At 54.7% G+C, this 18,676-nt stretch carries 16 protein-coding genes; 3 read left to right on the top strand and 13 right to left on the bottom strand.

All coding sequences use genetic code 11. The features are described from left to right. Window positions 1–68 precede the first annotated feature (68 nt). The 3 genes from Q1B21_RS10545 to Q1B21_RS10555 all read left to right on the top strand — a co-directional run bounded on the left by Q1B21_RS10545 (window position 69) and on the right by Q1B21_RS10555 (window position 3,943). The gene (locus Q1B21_RS10545; protein ID WP_299889161.1) at window positions 69–1,343 is read left to right on the top strand and encodes an ABC transporter permease; all 1,275 of its coding nucleotides are present in this window, start codon (window positions 69–71) and stop codon (window positions 1,341–1,343) included. A gap of 5 nt (window positions 1,344–1,348) precedes the next feature. Next, window positions 1,349–2,560 carry an ABC transporter permease gene (locus Q1B21_RS10550; protein WP_299889163.1) on the top strand — a complete coding sequence of 404 codons (1,212 nt, stop codon included), beginning with the start codon at window positions 1,349–1,351 and terminating at the stop codon, window positions 2,558–2,560. Window positions 2,561–2,722: 162 nt separating this feature from the next. Further along, complete coding sequence (locus Q1B21_RS10555) at window positions 2,723–3,943, top strand: aminopeptidase P family protein (RefSeq protein WP_299889165.1); 1,221 nt, start codon at window positions 2,723–2,725, stop codon at window positions 3,941–3,943. A 30-nt stretch (window positions 3,944–3,973) separates the two neighbouring features. Here Q1B21_RS10555 and speB read toward each other — a convergent pair whose 3' ends face one another. The 13 genes from speB to Q1B21_RS10620 all read right to left on the bottom strand — a co-directional run. After that, window positions 3,974–4,945 carry an agmatinase gene (speB, locus tag Q1B21_RS10560; protein ID WP_299889167.1) on the bottom strand — a complete coding sequence of 324 codons (972 nt, stop codon included), beginning with the start codon at window positions 4,943–4,945 and terminating at the stop codon, window positions 3,974–3,976. A gap of 104 nt (window positions 4,946–5,049) precedes the next feature. Continuing rightward, window positions 5,050–5,730 (bottom strand): GntR family transcriptional regulator, encoded by a 681-nt coding sequence (locus tag Q1B21_RS10565; RefSeq protein WP_299889169.1) that lies wholly within the window; start codon window positions 5,728–5,730, stop codon window positions 5,050–5,052. A gap of 96 nt (window positions 5,731–5,826) precedes the next feature. Continuing rightward, window positions 5,827–6,852, bottom strand: coding sequence for a proline racemase family protein (locus Q1B21_RS10570; RefSeq protein ID WP_299889171.1), 1,026 nt, complete (start codon window positions 6,850–6,852; stop codon window positions 5,827–5,829). Between the two features lie 14 nt (window positions 6,853–6,866). Further along, complete coding sequence (locus Q1B21_RS10575; RefSeq protein WP_299889173.1) at window positions 6,867–8,117, bottom strand: FAD-binding oxidoreductase; 1,251 nt, start codon at window positions 8,115–8,117, stop codon at window positions 6,867–6,869. Window positions 8,118–8,180: 63 nt separating this feature from the next. Further along, the gene (locus Q1B21_RS10580; RefSeq protein ID WP_299889174.1) at window positions 8,181–9,113 is read right to left on the bottom strand and encodes a proline racemase family protein; all 933 of its coding nucleotides are present in this window, start codon (window positions 9,111–9,113) and stop codon (window positions 8,181–8,183) included. After that, complete coding sequence (locus Q1B21_RS10585) at window positions 9,104–10,063, bottom strand: dihydrodipicolinate synthase family protein (protein ID WP_298937625.1); 960 nt, start codon at window positions 10,061–10,063, stop codon at window positions 9,104–9,106. The genes Q1B21_RS10580 and Q1B21_RS10585 overlap by 10 nt, the downstream gene beginning before the upstream one ends. 218 nt (window positions 10,064–10,281) lie before the next feature. Beyond that, complete coding sequence (locus tag Q1B21_RS10590; RefSeq protein ID WP_298937633.1) at window positions 10,282–12,138, bottom strand: SLC13 family permease; 1,857 nt, start codon at window positions 12,136–12,138, stop codon at window positions 10,282–10,284. 729 nt (window positions 12,139–12,867) lie between these two features. Continuing rightward, complete coding sequence (locus tag Q1B21_RS10595; RefSeq protein ID WP_298937626.1) at window positions 12,868–13,623, bottom strand: ABC transporter ATP-binding protein; 756 nt, start codon at window positions 13,621–13,623, stop codon at window positions 12,868–12,870. Between the two features lie 10 nt (window positions 13,624–13,633). After that, a complete protein-coding gene (locus Q1B21_RS10600) occupies window positions 13,634–14,389 on the bottom strand; it encodes an ABC transporter ATP-binding protein (RefSeq protein ID WP_298937627.1) in 756 nt (251 codons plus the stop codon). 12 nt (window positions 14,390–14,401) lie between these two features. Continuing rightward, on the bottom strand, window positions 14,402–15,607 hold the full coding sequence (locus tag Q1B21_RS10605) for a branched-chain amino acid ABC transporter permease (protein WP_299889177.1): 1,206 nt from the start codon (window positions 15,605–15,607) through the stop codon (window positions 14,402–14,404). 3 nt (window positions 15,608–15,610) lie between these two features. After that, the gene (locus tag Q1B21_RS10610) at window positions 15,611–16,642 is read right to left on the bottom strand and encodes a branched-chain amino acid ABC transporter permease (protein ID WP_298937629.1); all 1,032 of its coding nucleotides are present in this window, start codon (window positions 16,640–16,642) and stop codon (window positions 15,611–15,613) included. 111 nt (window positions 16,643–16,753) lie between these two features. Next, window positions 16,754–18,100 (bottom strand): substrate-binding protein, encoded by a 1,347-nt coding sequence (locus tag Q1B21_RS10615; RefSeq protein WP_298937630.1) that lies wholly within the window; start codon window positions 18,098–18,100, stop codon window positions 16,754–16,756. Window positions 18,101–18,302: 202 nt separating this feature from the next. Continuing rightward, window positions 18,303–18,676, bottom strand: a 374-nt coding sequence (locus tag Q1B21_RS10620; protein WP_299889180.1) for a hypothetical protein, incomplete at its 5' end; no start/stop codon positions are given.

Raw genomic sequence — 18,676 nt, forward strand, 5'->3', positions numbered from 1 at the left:
GCTTGCATTGATAAATCTGTCGAGGGCGGTGCGCCGCCCTCTGACCCAAGAAAAACCAAGGGGCAACGATGACTGACGCAAGCCAAAACGCGGGACCTATGCTGGCAGCGGACGGTACACCGCTAAAGCAGTCGCTGGCGCGTTCTCTACGACGGCAAAAGCTGCGTGCATTGCTACTTGTGGCCCCTCTGCTTCTGTTCGTGATGTTTTCCTTTATCGTCCCGATCGCCTCGATGCTATTCCGCTCGGTTGAAAACGGCATTGTAGAAAACACGCTTCCGTTGACCGTCCAAGCGCTGAGCAAATGGGACGAACAAAGCGGCGAATTGCCGGAAGAAGACGTCTACGATGCGTTTGTCCGCGATATGGTCGTTGCCATCGACAACAAACAGCACACCCGATTGGGATCGCGTCTGAACTACGAAGAAACCGGTATGTCTTCGATGTTCCGCAGGTCCGGTCGTCAGCTGAATAAGCTGGACCCCGAAACCGACGGCCCGTTCAAGGACCAACTGATCGAGATTCACGACGGCTGGGGCGATCCAAAGACCTGGGCCGTGATCAAAACCCACTCACCGGCGGTCACCAACGGCTATTTCCTGAACGCTGTGGACATGCGCCGCACACCCGAAGGCGCGCAATCACAGCCCGAAGACAAGCAGATCCTGATTAAGTTGTTTGGCCGAACGTTGTTCATGTCACTGGTGATTACCGCGTCCTGTATCCTGTTGGCCTACCCGGTGAGCTACCTTTTGGCGACCTTGCCGATGCGTGTGTCGAACCTGCTGATGATCCTGGTGCTATTACCGTTCTGGACATCCTTGCTGGTGCGAACGTCAGCTTGGAAGGTTATGCTGCAACAACAAGGTGTGATCAACGATACGCTGGTCTGGCTTGGGCTTGTCGCCGATGATGCCAGGCTGATCATCATCAACAACCAGATCGGCACGATCATCGCCATGACACACATCCTGCTGCCGTTCATGATCCTGCCGATGTATTCCGTAATGCAGACGATACCGCCATCTTATACACGCGCGGCAAAGTCCATGGGCGCAACCAACTGGACGACGTTCTGGCGTATCTACTTCCCGCAATCCATTCCTGGGATTGGCGCGGGCTCGATCCTCGTCTTTATTCTGGCGATCGGCTATTACATCACGCCCGAGATCGTTGGCGGCACCAAAGGTGTCTTCATTTCGAACCGGATCGCCTATCACATCTCGTCCTCGCTGAACTGGGGGTTGGCTGCCGCCCTGGGCACGATCCTGTTGGCGGTCGTACTGCTGCTCTACTGGGTCTACGACAAGATCGTGGGCATCGATAACGTGAAGTTGGGATAATCAAGATGGCAGCACTTACACCGATATCCCGCAAACCCATGTCCGTGGTCCTGCCGACCGTGGCGCTGGCTGGTGCTTTTGCCGGCATGTTTGTCGGAGCCGGCAACGGATCGATCCCCTTGGGCATTCTGGGCGGCGCTGTTCTGATGACAGGCTTGGCTTGGGTCTTTATCAACGTTCTCAAGAACGAACAGATGGCGCGCTGGATCACTATTCTGGCCTTTGGGATCGCCGGTATTCTACTGTCAGGTCCGATGGGCGGCGTTCTGGGTCTGCTGGGCGGCTGGTTCTTTGCTTGGTTTATCTATTGGTTGTACGAAGGGCGGTACCGCCAAAAGCTGCTGCCCTACCTGACGGCGAAACAGGTTTTTTATCACTATCTGTTCCGGGTGATCTGTGGCGCGATCTTTGTCTTTCTGATCACGCCCATCCTTGTGGTCCTGCCTCTGTCGTTCAACGCGCAGGACTTCTTCACCTTCACGCCCGAGATGCTGCGGCTGGACCCCGAAGGGTACTCACTCAAGCATTACCGTGACTTCTTCACCAACAATGAATGGCAGCGCAGCTTCAAAAACTCGCTGATCATTGCGCCCATCGCCACCGTCATTTCGGTGTCGCTTGGCACATTGGCGGCGATCGGGCTCAGCCAATCCCATGTGCCGGGTCGGCGCGCAATTATGGGCATTTTGATATCCCCCATGATTGTACCCCTGATCATCTCGGCCACGGGCATGTTCTTCTTCTACAGCGACATCGGGCGGTTCCTGGAGGGTACACTGGGTATGAACAAGAACTTTGTGGGCTATCTGAAGGTCATCCTTGCTCATGCCGTTTTAGGCATTCCCTTTGTGATCATCACTGTGACTGCCACACTGGTCGGCTTTGACAGGTCCCTGACACGCGCTGCCGCCAATATGGGGGCTGGTCCGGTGCGCACGTTCTTTTCGATCCAGATGCCGCTGATCCTGCCAGGTGTGATCTCGGGCGGGTTGTTCGCCTTCATCACCTCGTTCGATGAGGTTGTCGTGGTGTTGTTTGTGGGATCGGCCAGCCAGAAAACGCTGCCATGGCAGATGTTCACTGGCCTGCGTGAACAGATCAGCCCGACCATTCTGGCCGTGGCAACGATCCTTGTGGTGCTGTCCATCGGGCTGCTGGCAACGGTCGAGTTGCTGCGGCGGCGGTCGGAACGCTTGCGGGGTCTCTCACCTGCTTGACGGGGCATCCTGTCTGATCTAACGATTCACCCGCTCACCCCAGTCGCGATGGCGTCGCGGCATCATCGGGGGTGAGCGGCTCTCGGACCCCGAGACCGCCTGTCCTGAACGCCGGGACATGTGGCCGGGTATTGCCGCCCGGCATAGATGAGAGACCAAAAGATGAGTGATACATCAAACCGCCCCGAATTCTTCACCTGTCACAACGGCGAAAAAGCCGCCATGCCGTTCAGCAAAGACGAATACGCACGCCGATTGGCTGCGCTGCGATCGATCATGGCAGCCCGTGATATTCCCGCAGTGCTGCTGACCTCGATGCAGAACATCGCCTATTACTCGGGCTTTCTGTACTGCTCGTTCGGGCGTCCGTATGGCTGCGTGGTCACGCAAGATGCCTGCACGACTGTCTCGGCCAATATCGATGCTGGTCAACCGTGGCGACGTTCGGTCGATGACAACGTCATCTACACCGACTGGAAACGCGACAATTACTGGCGCGCGGTCGCCGACCTGATCGAAGGTGCCAAGCGCATTGGGATTGAAGGCGACCACATGACGCTTGCCGCCCGCGACACCGCGTTGGCAATGCTGGGAGCGCCGGAGTTGGTCGATATCGCGCCGGACACGATGGCGGCGCGCATGATCAAGTCAGCCGAAGAGATCGCGTTGATCAAAGGCGGTGCTCATACCGCTGACGTCGGCGGCGCCGCCATCCATGCGGCAATCCGCGAAGGCGTAACTGAGATCGAGATTGCGATCGCAGGCCGCGATGCGATGGAGGCGGAAATCGCCCGTGCCTACCCCGATGCCGAATATCGCGACACCTGGGTGTGGTTCCAATCCGGTCTGAACACCGACGGCGCCCATAACCCGGTGACAAAACGCGCACTGCAAAAGGGCGATATTCTGTCGCTGAACACGTTCCCAATGATCTCGGGCTACTACACCGCGTTGGAGCGCACACTGTTTCTGGGTGAACCGGACGCCGACAGCCTGCGCCTGTGGAAAGCCAACGTGGCAGCGCATGAGCTGGGCCTGAGCCTGATCAAGCCCGGTGCCACCTGTTCCGACATTACTGCTGAAATCAACCGCTTCTTCGCGGATGAAGGCCTGCTGCAATACCGATCCTTCGGGTACGGTCATTCATTCGGCATCCTCAGCCACTATTACGGGCGCGAAGCCGGGCTGGAATTGCGCGAAGACATCGACACCGTGCTTGAGCCGGGCATGGTTGTCTCGATCGAGCCAATGTTGTGGATCCCCGAAGGCCAACCCGGCGCAGGCGGCTACCGCGAACACGATATTCTGGTTGTTGAGGAAGGCGGGGCCGAAAACATCACCGGCTTCCCGTATGGACCGGGCCACAATATCATCGGAGCGTAAGTTTCGGGTGGGGCCGTCTGGCCCCACCAATTACCGCCGAGCGCGTTCGTGGAAGATGAAGCCCAGAAAGTTCAGTAACAGCTGCGCCGCCAGAATCTGCGTGCTTTCCGTCGGATCATAGGCCGGAGCGACTTCGACCAGGTCGATGCCAACGACATCCCCGCGTTTGGCAAGCCCCTGTAGAATCTCCAACACGTCGTAATAGAGAAACCCACCATGGCTGGGCGTCCCGGTGCCCGCAGCGATAGACGGGCAAAACGCGTCGATATCTATCGTCACGTAGTACCGCGCACCTGCAGGAATGCGGTCCAGCACTGCCTCAGGCCCCAATTGCCGGACCTGACGGACGGAAAGGATATCCGATCCGCGGGCGCGGGCATCCTCGTAGCCTTCTTTTGCCGTTGACGACACGTTGCGAATGCCCAACTGGGTCATCCCCGAAACATACTCCTTTTCGATGGCCCGCCGCATCGGGTTTCCGTGCCCGTTGGTGACACCATGGCGTTCATCAACAAAATCAAGGTGCGCATCGATTTGCACTACGTGGATGGGACCATGTTTGGCGCAGTCATCCGCAAAGGCCGAAATGCAAGGAATGTTGACGGAATGGTCGCCACCGATAACCAGCGGCAACGCGCCGGCATTCAATATCTTACGGACGCCAAATTCGATGTTCTGGTGGCTCTCATCCGTTTTGGTGTGGATGATATCCGCATCCCCCAGATCGACCATCCGCACCGAGCCATCAAGGTAGGTCGCATCGTCTTCGTGATCATAAGCCCCAGCATGCCCAAAGCTGAACAGGGTCGAGGCGTCACGGACCGCTCGTGGGCCAAACCGCGCACCCGCGCGCCATTGCGTCCCGAAATCAAAAGGCGCGCCCAGAATGCACACATCGGCGTCAATGCTGTCCCAATCTTCCACATAGGGAGATTTTCCAAATGTCGCGATCCCCGTGAACGGTAGGTTCAACCTGCCAGACATATATCCATGATTTTGCACTCTCTGTCCCTTCGACGGTTTTCTCAGGCACTCTAGGAGAATTTCGAGGGCCGAGCGCTAAGATTTTGCAAGCGGCGCGCATTTTTGAACAGGCCGGTCGACACCTAGGTCCGATCGGGTTCCCGTCTTGACGCGATCATCTCCAGCAACTGATCTTTCGTGCGCTGGATGTGACGCACCAAAAGCTGGCAAGCCTCATCTGTCTGGCCTGATTTTGCCAGTTCCAAAAGCTCCTGATGCTCTTTCTTGGCCGGGGCACGCTGCTTCATCACGCTCAGGTGCATTCGGACATAACGGTCCGACTGCAGGCTGATGCGATCCAGCACTTCACAAGTCAGGTGCCGACCTGAGGCCGCGTATAGTGCAGAATGATACCGGTGGTTCAGGGCGCCCCATGTTCCAACGTCGTTGCCATCATATGACGTCTCCATCTCGACCAGAACCCGTTCGCAATTCGCGATGTGTTGCGGTGTCATATTCGGAATCGATCGGCGAAACAGATCCTCTTCGATCAGGCATCTCAGATCAAAAATTTCGCCAATTTCTTCCAGAGAATGCTTGGTTACAGATCCGCCCCGGTTATTGGCCCATTGGACCAACCCTTCAGCGCTAAGACGCTTCAGCGCTTCCCGGATTGGCATGCGCGATACGTCATATTCCTCAGCCAGGGCTTCCTGACGGATGGTTTCCCCTTCTGCAATCTCGCCGCTCAGAATCCGTTCGCGCAGGTCGTTTGCAATAACGTCCGGAAGGCTTTGCTTGGCAATCACGCGTTTCCCGGACATCTCAGCCTCCTGTCGTGGTGTGGTTTTGCCGACCACAGCAATGCAAGTTGAGTACAGGGATCGCAGTCATTTCACTGAAATCAAATTTCACCACTGTTACACCCCCCAGGTATCCGACAACCGATAACCGCCGGGCCAGGGGTCTTCCGGATCAAGCATGTGTTGGTGAATTCCAGTGATCCAGCCACGGCCGCTGATCTCGGGAATAACTGCAGGTCGGTTGCCCACTTCCGACGTGTCTACGATTTGTCCCACAAATCGCGAGCCGATAATTGAAACGGCCTCAAAACTCTGCCCACGTACAATCTCACCTTTGGCATGCATCAGCGCCAGCCTTGCTGATACGGCTGTCCCGGTGGGTGAGCGATCAACCTTCCCCGGCTGGATCGCGACAGCAGATTTACCGGTCAAACCGGTGTCTGATTGGGTCAGTGGCCCGCAGAAAGCACAGAACGAGATATGATCCCAATCGGGGTTTTCGGGATGCGTGAACCCAAGCTGTTCGTTGGCAGCATTGGTAATTGCCACACCCAACCGGGCGATGTCACGTGCTTCGCACTCAACGATTTCAAAGCCAAGGGACTTGGCATCAACGACCACGAAACTGTCGCCGCCATAGGCTGTGTCGACAGTTATGGATCCCAGACCCGGAACGTCCAAGGACACCGAAATCTTGTCGACAAAGCTGGGTAGGTTTTGCACGAAGATGCGTTCGGCCTTGCCTTTTTTGCATTCCGCCCGAACGCGGACCAGACCACCCGGCGCTTCAAGCACCAGATGGGTTTCCGGTTCCCGCATCGGAATGATCCCACCGTCAAGCAACACAGTCGCAACACAAATCGAGTTCGACCCGGACATAGGTGGCGTGTCTTCGGGCTCCATAATGATCCACGCCGCATCCGCGTCGGGATGTTTGGGCGGAACCAGTAGGTTCACATGGCGGAACACACCACCGCGAGGTTCGTTCAGCACCAAGTTCCTGAGCGTCTCATCCTGCGCGATAAAGGTTCTTTGATCCCAAAGCGTATCCCCCGGCGGAGGAGTGACGCCGCCGACAATGACGTCACCAACTTCGCCCTCGGCATGCGCGGAAATGACATGAATGGTCTTACAACTGCGCATGTGAATCCTCCGTATCAGAAGCGGGACGCCGCAAAAGGCGACAGATCAATGGTCGGTGTGGCGTTCGTCACCAAATCTGCCACAAGCTCTGCTGTTCCTGCGGATTGAGTCAGCCCCAAATGGCCGTGTCCAAAGGCGTATACTACTGCTGGAGTGTTTGCCGATCTGTCGATCACCGGAAGACTGTCCGGCAATGATGGGCGGAACCCCATCCATTGAGTGCCACCACCAATGTCGAGATCAGGCAGAAACTGTCCCGCTTTTGCCAAAAGCGCGTCGGCGCGTTTGTAGTTCGGCGCCAGTTCAAGGCCGCCCAGCTCGACCGCGCCTCCGACCCGAACACCGTCATTGATCCGTGAAACGACAAACCCGTGCCCGCCAAAAGTCAGATGGGTGCGCAGGTCAAACGCCCCTTGTGGCAGGGTCGTATTGTAACCACGCTCGGTTTCCAGCGGGATGTGGTCGCCAAGATGCTTCGCCAACCTATGAGACCAAGCGCCAGCGGCAACGACGACCTGACGTGCCCGGACATCGCCACTTGGTGTACTTAGAACCACACCATCTTCCACCGGCGTCAACGCGGTGATCTGAGTGACATCAATCGGACCCCCACGGGTTTGGAATTGTAACGCGAGATGCTGGGTCCATTTTTGCGGATCAACAGTGTTCAACCAGGTCGGCGTAAAGCCTGCATGGGTGAAGCGGCGATTTAGCCCGGGCTGAATCTCGGCGATTGCGTCCGGGCTGTGCAGAAGTTCAAACGGGATGCCGCGTGTCTTGCGCAAGTCCCAATCCTTTTCACTTGCGCGAAACTCAACCTCTCCTTCGAATAGCTGCAACTGGCCATCGCGCTGTATCAGAGCTTCGCCATCCACATCGGCGATTTGCCGTTCAAGCGCTGCGCGAGAATGATCCATAAGGGCAGATTGCGCATTGATCGAAACCTCATAACGATCACGCCAGCTTGCGCGCCAGAACCTGAGCATCCAGGGGGTTATGTTCAAAGCATAGGCCGGTGGAACGGACAGGGGGCCCAGCGGATCCAGCAGCCATTTCGGCGCCTTGCGCATGATGCCGGGTTTGGCCAATGGTTCGATTTCAGCAAAGGCAAAGGCTCCGGCATTGCCACGCGACGCGCCAGCGGCAATTCCTTCGCGGTCCAGCACAAGTACATTGCGACCCCGTTTTTGTAGCTCGAGCGCTGTGCTGATGCCGATGATACCGGCACCGATCACCACAATATCGTTCTCTGTTTCAAGCCGCATAGTGTTGTTCCGCCGAAGAGGAGGGATCGCAGGAGCCGCTGACAGATCGGCACCCGGCGGGCGTCAGCTGTAGATACCCGCCCGAAACGGATCGTCGTCGTCAAAGATCAGTTTACCTTCAGCCATCACATAGGCCTGCCCGGTTAGCGAGGGGGTCACACCACCGTTCGGCCCAGGTTGGTAAGACAGCCTATAAGGGCTGCCGATCACGCTTTCCTGTAGGATTTCGTCCCTCGGTGCCAAACGTCCCGCCGCGGCGAGACATGCCAATCGCGCAGAGCTGCCTGTGCCGCAAGGCGATCGGTCGTACTGATCATCCGGACACAGCACGAAATTGCGACTATGAACACCTGCATTCGGAGAGGTACCCTGAAAGATGACGTGATCGACGGGCTCGTGGTTCTCGCCACCAACCCCCTGCGCCACGCAAGCCTGGCGGATTTCAATCGCCATATCCGTCATGTGACGAATGTTACCCGACACCACCGGGATTGGGCTTGGCTCGACTATAAAGAACCAGTTGCCACCATAGGCGACATCGCCGGTTACCGCGCCGTAGTTTTTTGTTTCGACCGTGACAGCCGTCTGCACGAGGCGGCTTTCGACATTGGTGACTCGCACGGTATTCGGATCCAGCACGTCTATCGTTACCACGCCAGCCGGGGTTTCGATCTTATGAGACCCCGTCCCAATCCGACCAAGATGTGCAAGCGTCACGCCTAAACCAATAGTACCATGTCCACACATCCCCAGCACCGCGTCGGCGTCAAAGAAGATCACTCCGGTCTCGCAGCTGGGATCCACCGGGTCGACGAGCAGCGCTGCAACCATGCCGGGCTGCCCGCGTGGCTCCAGCAGAATGGATTTGTAGAATGCTTCATGCTCCGTAGCGAGTCTTTGGGCACGGAGTTCCTGCGGCCCGGACCCCAAATCCGGACCGCCCTCCAGAATTACCCGCGTGGGCATTCCACCTGTATGGCTGTCGATTACATGCATTCAGCGATAATCCCACCCTGACGGGACCAGTCGGCAAACCAGGCGCGGAACAAAGCATATTGCTGTTCGCAATAATTGCGCTGCGCATCCGTCAATTCATCGGTTTCGTTAAAGTGGAGGCGATATTCCTCCTCACCATTCAGCACCAACAAGTGTTTATAATAGAGAACTAGGTCTGTGCCCTCATCAAAACTCGCGAGAACGCCAAAGGCCTCCTCCAGTTCAAGCGCACGTTTCCGGGCTTCGGCATGGCCTGCGGCGGCTTTCTGAGAGAGCGCCGCCAAAAGCAGCGCCTCTTTCGGAAGGGCTGTTCCGATCCCGGTAATCGATCCGGTGGCCCCGCAATTCACAAACCCATGGTAGACCTCGGTATCTACACCCACCATCAGGGTGACTTCGTCATCTTTGGATGTGATATGCTCTGCCGCATAGCGCAGGTCGTCCTTGCCACCGAATTCCTTGAACCCAACAAGGTTTGGATGTGCGGATCGCAACGCGAAGAACAGGTCAGCCTTGGTGGCAAAACCATAGACCGGGCTGTTGTAGATGATCGCTGGCACATCAGGTGCCGCCGTCAGAATTGCTTTGAAATGATGTTCCTGCGCCGCCATGGATGACCCACGCGACAAAACCCGCGGGATCACCATCAAGCCGACGGCGCCCACCTTCTGGGCATGAGCCGCATGCGCCACCGCTGATTTCGAGTTGATCGCGCCGGTTCCAACTACAACCGGAAGACCCGCAGCCGCCAGGCGTTCGACCCCCTCCATCCGTTCAGCGTCGGTCAAAAGGGGCCAGTCCCCCATCGAGCCACAATAGACCACTGCAGACATCCCGGCCTGGATCATCTCTTTGCCCTTTTTGACAAGGGCATCGTAATCCGGGGTCCGATCCGCTTTGCAGGGTGTCATCAAGGCCGGCATGGTGCCAGAGAAGATCGTCTTGGGCATTTCGCGTCTACTTTCCTGAACGTTTCAAAAGCTGCCAGAGCAACGACTTGCCGGACCAGTTCACACTGAAAGGCCTGCCAAAGACGTCTTATGGGATATTGGATACAAAATCCACAGATAATTTCACCTTAGGCCCATAACCCGTTCGCCAAAATATCTGGCACTTCCAGGTGACCTGTTTCCCGACCAAAGAAACAGAACGCCGCTAAGCGCCCTGCTCAGTAGATTAAGTTCAACATCAAGAGAGAGACCACCAAGAATAGAACTGTCATGACCCCGCCGGAGCGCACAAAATCCATAACTTTATAGCCCGCAGGGCCCATGATCAGAGCGTTCACCTGATGCGTCGGAATGATAAAGCTGTTGGAGGTCGAAATAGCCACTGTCAGCGCAAAGACGGCAGGATTGCCGCCAGCCGCGACCGCGATCGATACAGCGAGTGGAACAAGTAAAACTGTGGCTCCGACATTTGACATCACCAGCGAAAAGGCCGTGGCCAATATCGCAACGCCGGCCTGAAGTGCCCAAATCGGCCAGCCGTTGAGAATGATCATGATCTGCTGGGCAATCCACGCGGCAGTTCCGGTATTCTGCACGGCTTGCCCCAGCGGTATGAGGCAGGCGAGCAGGAATACAGTGTTCCATCCGACGGCGCGATAGGCCTCGTCGACGCTAAGCACTCGGGTGAGCATCATTCCGGCCGCTCCGGTCAGCAAGCAAAGAGACAATCGAACGTCAGTGAACAAAATCAGTGACAGTGAAATTGCGAAAAACGCCAAGGCCCACCCGACCTTTTGCGGGCGCAGTTCATCTTGCGGAAAGTCCGTTGTAACGACAACAAAGTCCGGATCCCGCTTGATCCGCATCAGGTTGTCCCACCTAGTGTGGGCAACCAGCATGTCCCCAGCATGAAAGTTTTCAAGCCCGATCTGGGTAGAGTCATGTGTTTCTGACTCGACGTGGCTGAGGGTTTCCTCGCCTCGGTGGATGGCAAGCAAGGACATGCCATAGGTCTTGCGAAACAAAAGCTCACGAGGGCATTTTCCGATCAGCTTGCTGTCGGGTGTCACAACCACTTCGGCAATTCCGGCATTGGTAGGCGCAAACTCTTCGACAAAGATATCCAGTTCCGGAAGAACGGTCAGCCCAAATTTCTGCGCGAATTCCTCCACGACCCAGCGTCGTCCAATGATGGCAAGTCGACAAGGCGCGGCAATCTCGGCCGTTAAAACTTGCACCATTGAGGTCTTACCACGGTAGAATGTCGAGATAATGTACAGGTGGTTTTCATGGTTGATATCAGCCAGAACCTGCCCCACCAAAGGGCTTTCGGCTGGCACAATCACCTCAAAAACATCCGCTTTGAGCCCGTAGACACGTTGCAGATACTCCTGCGTACCCTGCCCCGTCCCGGTGTTTTCAGACCCGGTGCCACCAGGCAGCACCCACCGCCCCAGCAGTAGGAAATACGCGATCCCAGTCAGAATTAGGGCCGCCCCTATAGGCGTTACCGAGAAAAGGCCAAACGGTGCTATTTTTTGACCGTCCGGCAGGCCTTCGTTTGCCGTCAGGATTAGATCGTTCAGCAATATCAGTGGCGACGAACCAACCATCGTCATTGTGCCACCCAAGATGGCGCAAAATCCCATGGGCATCAGCAGCCGCGACAGGGGAATTCCGGACCTTGACGATATTCGGCTGACGACCGGCAGAAACAATGCTGCCGCCCCGACATTCTGCATAAAGGACGAAATAACACCGACGGTACCCGATATGATCGGCAAAACCCGACCCTCGGATGTGCCGCCGTATTTCAGAATAACCGCCGCAACCTTGTTCATGATACCCGTTTTGTCCAAACCCGCGCCGACGATCATGACCGCGATGATGGAAATCACGGCGTTTGAGGCAAACCCATCAAAAAGATGCGTAACATCTGCGAGGTTCTGAAGCCCTGGCGCGTAGCTCAGCAGACCAACAATCACGAGGACCAATATGGCGGAAAGATCAATTCTGACAATTTCGGATACAAACAGAAAGACGGTAAAGGCCAACAGAGCGCAAACCACTCCCATTTCAAACGTAAAGGCCACTTGTTCCACAGAATTCACCGAGACGTTGTCTTCTTTTGTCTAAAGAGAACAGTTAAACCATCACGCCCACGCTGTCATGAAATTTCGGTTTTCACGACATAAACGAAATAAAATTTCAAGCCTCGACGATAGCTGCGTGCCCTTCACCTGTTCACACAAGAGAATGAAACTGCTCCTCTAGTAAATCGCAGCGTATTTTCCGACACTGGTTTGATTACGGAAGAATAGGGCTTCGCAGTGTGGGGCCTGCTTGCGTTGTGAGCTACTCAGAACGCAAAAATCCGCCTTTCGGAGTCTTGTTTGTTTGTTTTAGTGGTTGCGGGAGGGCACAACCACCTTTGCCGAACGCTGCTAGGGTGTCTGGTTTGAAGTTCAGGAAGCCGACACCAGCAAACCTCTGTCGACGCTACTGCCACGCGCTACTTACTTGTCGTTCACTGAAGCAGGGATAGGGTAGCGATCTGGATAAGGTCAAGCTTGCGAGTCTCTATAGTTTTGCAGGTTGGAGAGTTTCGGAATACTGGCGGTTCTTACCATCAAGTAAGTTTGCCAAAAACCTTAGAAAACAGCGTTGACCACCTTCCAGCTACTCTTCGTCAAGCAATTTGGGATCACTCGAAGCCTTATTCGGCGAAATCGACGTATTTGGCATTTTGATACCAGTTGGAGATCTCCATTCGTAGGGACAAAAGCACAAGACCCTATCAAAGGTTAGATCGCCAAATACTCTTCCCTAAGCTGGCTATTCTCCAATACATCGTTTGCTGTACCGTCAAAAACGATGCTTCCAGTATCCAAAATGATCGCTCGATCAGCCAGTTCGAGGGCGCGGACCGCGTTTTGCTCGACGATTATTGTGGTCATACCTTGTTGCTTAACGTGGACAAGTGTCTTCTCGATCTCGTCGACAATTACCGGGGCCAAACCTTCATAAGGTTCATCCAACAACAGAACTTTGATGTCTCTGGCCAGCGCTCTCGCAATCGAAAGCATTTGCTGTTCGCCGCCGGACAAGGTGATCCCTTCTTGTTTGCGGCGTTCGCCAAGTCTCGGAAACAATTCGTAGAGCCGTTCCAACGACCAGCCAACCGGAGGTGCGATCTGGGCCAGCTGCAAGTTTTCTTCCACGGTCAGCCCTGGAATGATCCGCCTGTCTTCGGGCACAAGTCCGAGACCTTCTGTTGCGGCCTCATAGCTGGCCATCTTGTGAAGAGGTTGATGATCGAGCCAAATTTCCCCGCGCCTGACTTCTGGATCCCCTAAACGAGCTATCGAGCGCAACGTCGACGTCTTTCCAGCACCGTTTCGGCCCAATAAGGCCAAAATTTCACCTTCGTGCACGTTAAAGCTAACACCCTGAACGATGTAGCTTTCGCCATAGTATGAATGCATATCCCACACGGACAGAAACGCCGGGGCCGTGCTGGCTATGTTTGCGTTCTTCGAAAAGTCAGGTTTCTCGTTCATAGCATTGACCTCACGCTGCTTCGCCTAGGTAGGCTTCTCGAACCTTAGGGTGGCCGCGGATTTTTTCCGGGACATCTTCCACCAACGGGGTACCTTGCGCCAGGACAGTAATCCTTTCGGCAAGGCTGAACACGACATGCATGTCGTGTTCGATGATCGCGATGGTAATGTCCCGTTCATCTTTGATCTGCTTCAGCAAATCGATTGTGTTATTGGTGTCCGCTCGCGCCATACCGGCGGTGGGTTCATCAAGCAGCAAAAGTCGAGGGTTTTGGCTGAGGCACATGCCAATTTCCAGCCGCCTCTTGTCGCCACGCGAAAGCGACGCTGAGTGCATATGACGTTTATCCGCCATATTCATTTCCTCAAGCATCGCTTCGGCCTGCTCAACAATCGCTGTTTCGTTGGCAATCGTCTCATAGGCGTGCATTCGGAAGGCACCATCCCGCATCGCGAAAATTGGGATCAGCATGTTTTCCATAACCGTCAACTCACCGAAAATCTCCGGAGTTTGGAATACTCGGCTTATACCCATCTGGTTGATCTGATAGGGCTCAAGACCAAGAACCGAAGCATTGTCAAACAACACGGCACCGGTATCAGGCATCAACTTACCCACAAGGCAATTGAGCAAAGTTGACTTTCCTGCACCGTTTGGGCCGATAATGGCGTGAACCGAGTTTTCTTCGACACTCAGGTTTACATCGGTAAGGGCTTTGAGGCCACCAAACCTCTTGCTTACGTCTTTGACTTTCAGGATTGCCATCGTCGCTTACCCCTATTCTGCCGGCTCGGATTCGCCCGACTTGGTTTCATCGGTTTGTGGCTTCTTTCGTTTTAAGCGGTTCAAGATGCGCTGACCTCCTTCAACAAGACCGCCTGGAAGGTAAATCACGACAAGCATGAACAAGATGCCAAGTGTCAGATGCCATCCTTTGCCGATGAACGGGTGTATGACGAATACAACTGCGTCCTCGAGCCCGTCTGGTAGGAATGCAAACCAACTGTGAAGCACGTTGTCGTTGATCTTTGAGAAGATGTTCTCAAAGTACTTGATGAAACCTGCTCCCAGGACCGGTCCAATCAGGGTGCCAGACCCACCGAGAATGGTCATTAGAACAACTTCACCCGAAGCGGTCCACTGCATACGCTCTGCACCTGCCAACGGGTCCATGGCCGCCATCAGCCCACCAGCCAGACCTGCATACATGCCCGAAATGACAAACGCCGCCAATGTATAGGGCTTGGAATTCAGGCCAGTGTAGTTCATCCGTTGCTGGTTTGATTTTACGGCGCGAAGCATCATACCGAATGGCGAACGGAAAATGCGGATCGCCAGATAAAACACCACCATCATGATCACGGCGCACATATAGTATCCGGCGTTGAAGTCGAAACTCCAGGCCCCGACGTCCAGAGTATAGGTCGCACGCATCGGGACACCGAACAGATGTGGCAGGTCCGGGGCGTTCGCACTCTGCAAAATCTGCGGGTCGTCTGAGTAAACTTGCAGCCCGGTTTCGCCGTTAGTGAGGTTAAACTTTGGGTTGGACAAAACCGAATAGGCCAAGGCAAAACTCATCTGTGCAAAGGCCAGAGTCAGGATTGAAAAGTAGATTCCCGAACGACGCAGACTGACAAAGCCGATGAGTAGTGAAAACAAACCTGCCACGACAACACTCAGCGCGATAGCGGGGATAACGCTGTAACTGAGCAGTTTGAACATCCAGACGGCAGAGTAAGAACCCACCCCAAGAAACGCCGCATGGCCAAAGGACAGATAACCCGTCAGGCCGAACAGAATGTTAAATCCGATCGCGAATATCCCGAAAATCACGAAGCGCTGCATCAGGTCCGGGTATCCCGCGTTGAACTGCGCCATTGCACTGTCGGTTGGGAACGGGTTCAGAATGAACGGTGCCAACAACGTGAGGATGGCAACAACGATGAGTAAGCTGGTGTCTTTTTTATTCAGTCCCAACATTGTTTATTCCTCCATCACGCCTTTGCGGCCCATCAACCCTCGCGGGCGCGTCAGCAGCACGACGATGGCAACAAGGTATATGATGATCTGGTTGATGCCGGGTATCGTAGTGGTGGCCCAGGTCGTTGAGGCAAAGCTTTCCAAGATACCCAAAAGGAACCCTGCCAATACTGCCCCAGGCAATGAACCCATGCCGCCGACAACAACCACGACGAAGCTGAGAACCAGAAAGTCCATACCCATGTGATAATTTGGAGGGTTCAGCGGCCCGTACATCACTCCGGCAAGCCCAGCTACAGCAGCGGCGATGCCGAACATGATAGTGAATCTTCGGTCAATGTTGATACCCAAAAGCCCAACGGTTTCGCGATCCGCCATCCCGGCCCTGACAACCATCCCAAAGGTTGTGAATTGCAGGAATGAGAAGACCGCACCGATGATTGCGACAGCAAAGCCAAAGTAAACCAACCGCCAGATTGGATAGATTATTGCGTTCGTATCAAAGCCGACCATGATGCCTAAATCAATCGAGCCGCTTAGCGCATCTGGCGCAGGTGTCTGGATAGGGTTCGCACCAAAGAAATACTTGACGATTTCCTGCAGAACGATTGCCAAGCCGAAGGTCACAAGAATCTGGTCTGCGTGCGGGCGCTTGTAGAAATGCTTGATTAAACCTCGTTCCATCACATACCCGACCAGCAACATGATCGGGATCGCAAAAAGAATGGCCAGCGGGACGGACCAGTCAATGATTGTGGCGCCAACCTCTGGACCGAACCACGCTTCGACGTAAGGGGTTTCAACCTTTAAAGGGTTTCCCAGAAAATCCTTCTGGGTTTCGTCAAGAGTTTCGAAACTCAGGCCCATGAGCTTTTGCACGGTCACGGCACAGAACGCACCGATCATGAACAGGGCCCCGTGAGCAAAATTCACGACACCGAGCGTGCCGAAGATCAAAGTCAGGCCCAACGCGATGAGCGCATAAGCCGAACCTTTGTCCAGCCCGTTGAGTATCTGCAATAGGATGGCGTCCATCGGCCCACCTCAAGGTTGGTCAGAATGTGTTGAGCGGTATCGGTCGGGCTGATTTACCCGGCCACAAGTGTCTGGCCGCCGAGTGGCGGCCAGATCTCAGCCAGAATTTTTTTAAGCGCCGGGATTACACTTGCCGAGTTCGCCGCCAGCAAACATCGGATGCTCAGGATCGTACTCGACCTGCGCACGCGGCGTGATCTCCACGATTTCCAACGTGTCATACTCGTTGGTCGGGTTTTCCTTGCCCCGCACAACCAGTACGTCTTTGAAGCACTGGTGATCCGCTCCGCGATACCAGGTCGGGCCGTTGCCCAGCCCGTCAAACTCAAAGTCCTCCAGCGCCTCTGCAACACCACATGGGTTGAAGGTGCCTGCGCGCTCGCACGCGTCCGCATACAGCAACGTCTGTGCATAGCAGGTTTGGGCGGAATTTGACGGTGGCTTGCCATACTTTTCACCGAAGGATTTTACGAAGGCTTTGGTGCCCTCATCCTGCAGCTGCCAGTTCCAGTTCATCGAACCCAGCACGCCTTTGATGTTCTCGCCCGCGCCAGCGGCCATCAACTCCGAGTACAATGGCACAACGATCTTGAAGTCCTTGCCATTCGCGACTTTGTCGAGCAGCCCGAACTGAATGGCGTTGGTCAGTGAGTTCACCATATTCCCGCCGTAATGGTTCAGAACCAGAACATCCGCACCTGAGTTCAAAACCGGGGTGATGTAGGACGAGAAGTCCGTCGATGCGAGCGGTGTTTTGACCGTGTTAACCGTTTCCCATCCCATGGCTTCCGTGGATGCAACAATCGACTCTTCCTGGGTCCAGCCCCAATTGTAGTCGGCCGTCAGATGATACGCACGGCGTTCTTTACCCATCTCAGCTGCAAGTACTGGCGCCAGCGCGGCACCCGACATGTAGGCGTTGAAGAAATGGCGGAAACCATTGGCTTTCTTGTCTTTGCCCGTGGTGTCATTCGCGTGGGTCAGACCGGCCATGAAGATTACGCCAGCTTCTTGGCAAAGGCCTTGAACAGCAACAGCCACACCCGAGGACGATCCTCCGTTGATCATGATCGCCCCGTCTTTTTCGATCATGGATTTGGCCGACGCACGAGCAGCGTCCGACTTGGTCTGGGTATCGCCAGTAACGAATTCGACTTTCTTGCCAAGGATACCATTGCCCTTGAGAACCTTCGAAGAGAAGGTATTCATGCAACCGCCATCGCCTTCACCGTTCAGGTGTTCGACGGCTAATTGCTGAGCGAGCAACTCATCATTGCCTTCTTCAGCGTAAGGTCCGGTTTGAGGTACGTTAAAACCCAAAACAACCGAAGAGCCTGTCGGCTCATTCGTGTAAGCTGCGGCAGATGAAGCTGTAAAGATAGTAGGTAGGGCTAATCCGGTACTTGCGACGGCACCAGACTTCAACACGCCGCGGCGTGTGACGTTTTTGTTAGTCATAGATTCCTCCCATTTTCACTTTCCAACGCCTGGCTCCTCTTCCAGATGATGGAAAAGCACATTCGTGCAAATTGAGTATGGAGACACCCAGAAAAATTCCACAATAACTATCTAATTTTAAAATATAATTTTGTAAACTTCTCAACAGATTATTCGAATTTCTGTCTAAAAAAATACCATTTTTATATTTAGAATATTATATTTACACGATAATTTTGTAAAATTTTCGACATAATCCACCAGAGTTGGCTCTATATTCGATAGGGAACACTTTAGAAATGTGTCGGGCAGAAAACTGAGTTCCCCATACAGTTGCATACTCGTGAAAGCATACAAACTTGGAGGTGTCTGTTGGCAAGGTGCCAAGGAAGCAGCCTAGAAGCCGGGATAAGGCGGTTGTTGGCGCGATGCGTAGCATATGTAAAAATGGGCTCGAAGCGGTCATCTGATGCTTTCGGTGGGTCATCGATCCAGCTTTGGCGGTTTCAAGGTCTCGAAGGCGGACAAAGCTGTCGGCATCTAAGTCGCAATCAGCGAAGGTTTTGGGCCAAATACTCAACTTCATCACTTGAGCGA

It is taken from the genome of uncultured Ruegeria sp. (assembly GCF_947504215.1).
GTDB lineage: Bacteria > Pseudomonadota > Alphaproteobacteria > Rhodobacterales > Rhodobacteraceae > Ruegeria.

What these genes read in the sequence shown, in the direction of transcription:
- Q1B21_RS10545 (WP_299889161.1), top strand. Translation starts at nt 69, where the DNA reads ATGACTGACGCAAGCCAAAACGCGGGACCTATGCTGGCAGCGGACGGT.
- Q1B21_RS10550 (WP_299889163.1), top strand. Translation starts at nt 1,349, where the DNA reads ATGGCAGCACTTACACCGATATCCCGCAAACCCATGTCCGTGGTCCTG.
- Q1B21_RS10555 (WP_299889165.1), top strand. Translation starts at nt 2,723, where the DNA reads ATGAGTGATACATCAAACCGCCCCGAATTCTTCACCTGTCACAACGGC.
- Q1B21_RS10565 (WP_299889169.1), bottom strand. Translation starts at nt 5,730, where the DNA reads ATGTCCGGGAAACGCGTGATTGCCAAGCAAAGCCTTCCGGACGTTATT.
- Q1B21_RS10570 (WP_299889171.1), bottom strand. Translation starts at nt 6,852, where the DNA reads ATGCGCAGTTGTAAGACCATTCATGTCATTTCCGCGCATGCCGAGGGC.
- Q1B21_RS10575 (WP_299889173.1), bottom strand. Translation starts at nt 8,117, where the DNA reads ATGCGGCTTGAAACAGAGAACGATATTGTGGTGATCGGTGCCGGTATC.
- Q1B21_RS10580 (WP_299889174.1), bottom strand. Translation starts at nt 9,113, where the DNA reads ATGCATGTAATCGACAGCCATACAGGTGGAATGCCCACGCGGGTAATT.
- Q1B21_RS10585 (WP_298937625.1), bottom strand. Translation starts at nt 10,063, where the DNA reads ATGCCCAAGACGATCTTCTCTGGCACCATGCCGGCCTTGATGACACCC.
- Q1B21_RS10590 (WP_298937633.1), bottom strand. Translation starts at nt 12,138, where the DNA reads ATGGGAGTGGTTTGCGCTCTGTTGGCCTTTACCGTCTTTCTGTTTGTA.
- Q1B21_RS10595 (WP_298937626.1), bottom strand. Translation starts at nt 13,623, where the DNA reads ATGAACGAGAAACCTGACTTTTCGAAGAACGCAAACATAGCCAGCACG.
- Q1B21_RS10600 (WP_298937627.1), bottom strand. Translation starts at nt 14,389, where the DNA reads ATGGCAATCCTGAAAGTCAAAGACGTAAGCAAGAGGTTTGGTGGCCTC.
- Q1B21_RS10605 (WP_299889177.1), bottom strand. Translation starts at nt 15,607, where the DNA reads ATGTTGGGACTGAATAAAAAAGACACCAGCTTACTCATCGTTGTTGCC.
- Q1B21_RS10610 (WP_298937629.1), bottom strand. Translation starts at nt 16,642, where the DNA reads ATGGACGCCATCCTATTGCAGATACTCAACGGGCTGGACAAAGGTTCG.
- Q1B21_RS10615 (WP_298937630.1), bottom strand. Translation starts at nt 18,100, where the DNA reads ATGACTAACAAAAACGTCACACGCCGCGGCGTGTTGAAGTCTGGTGCC.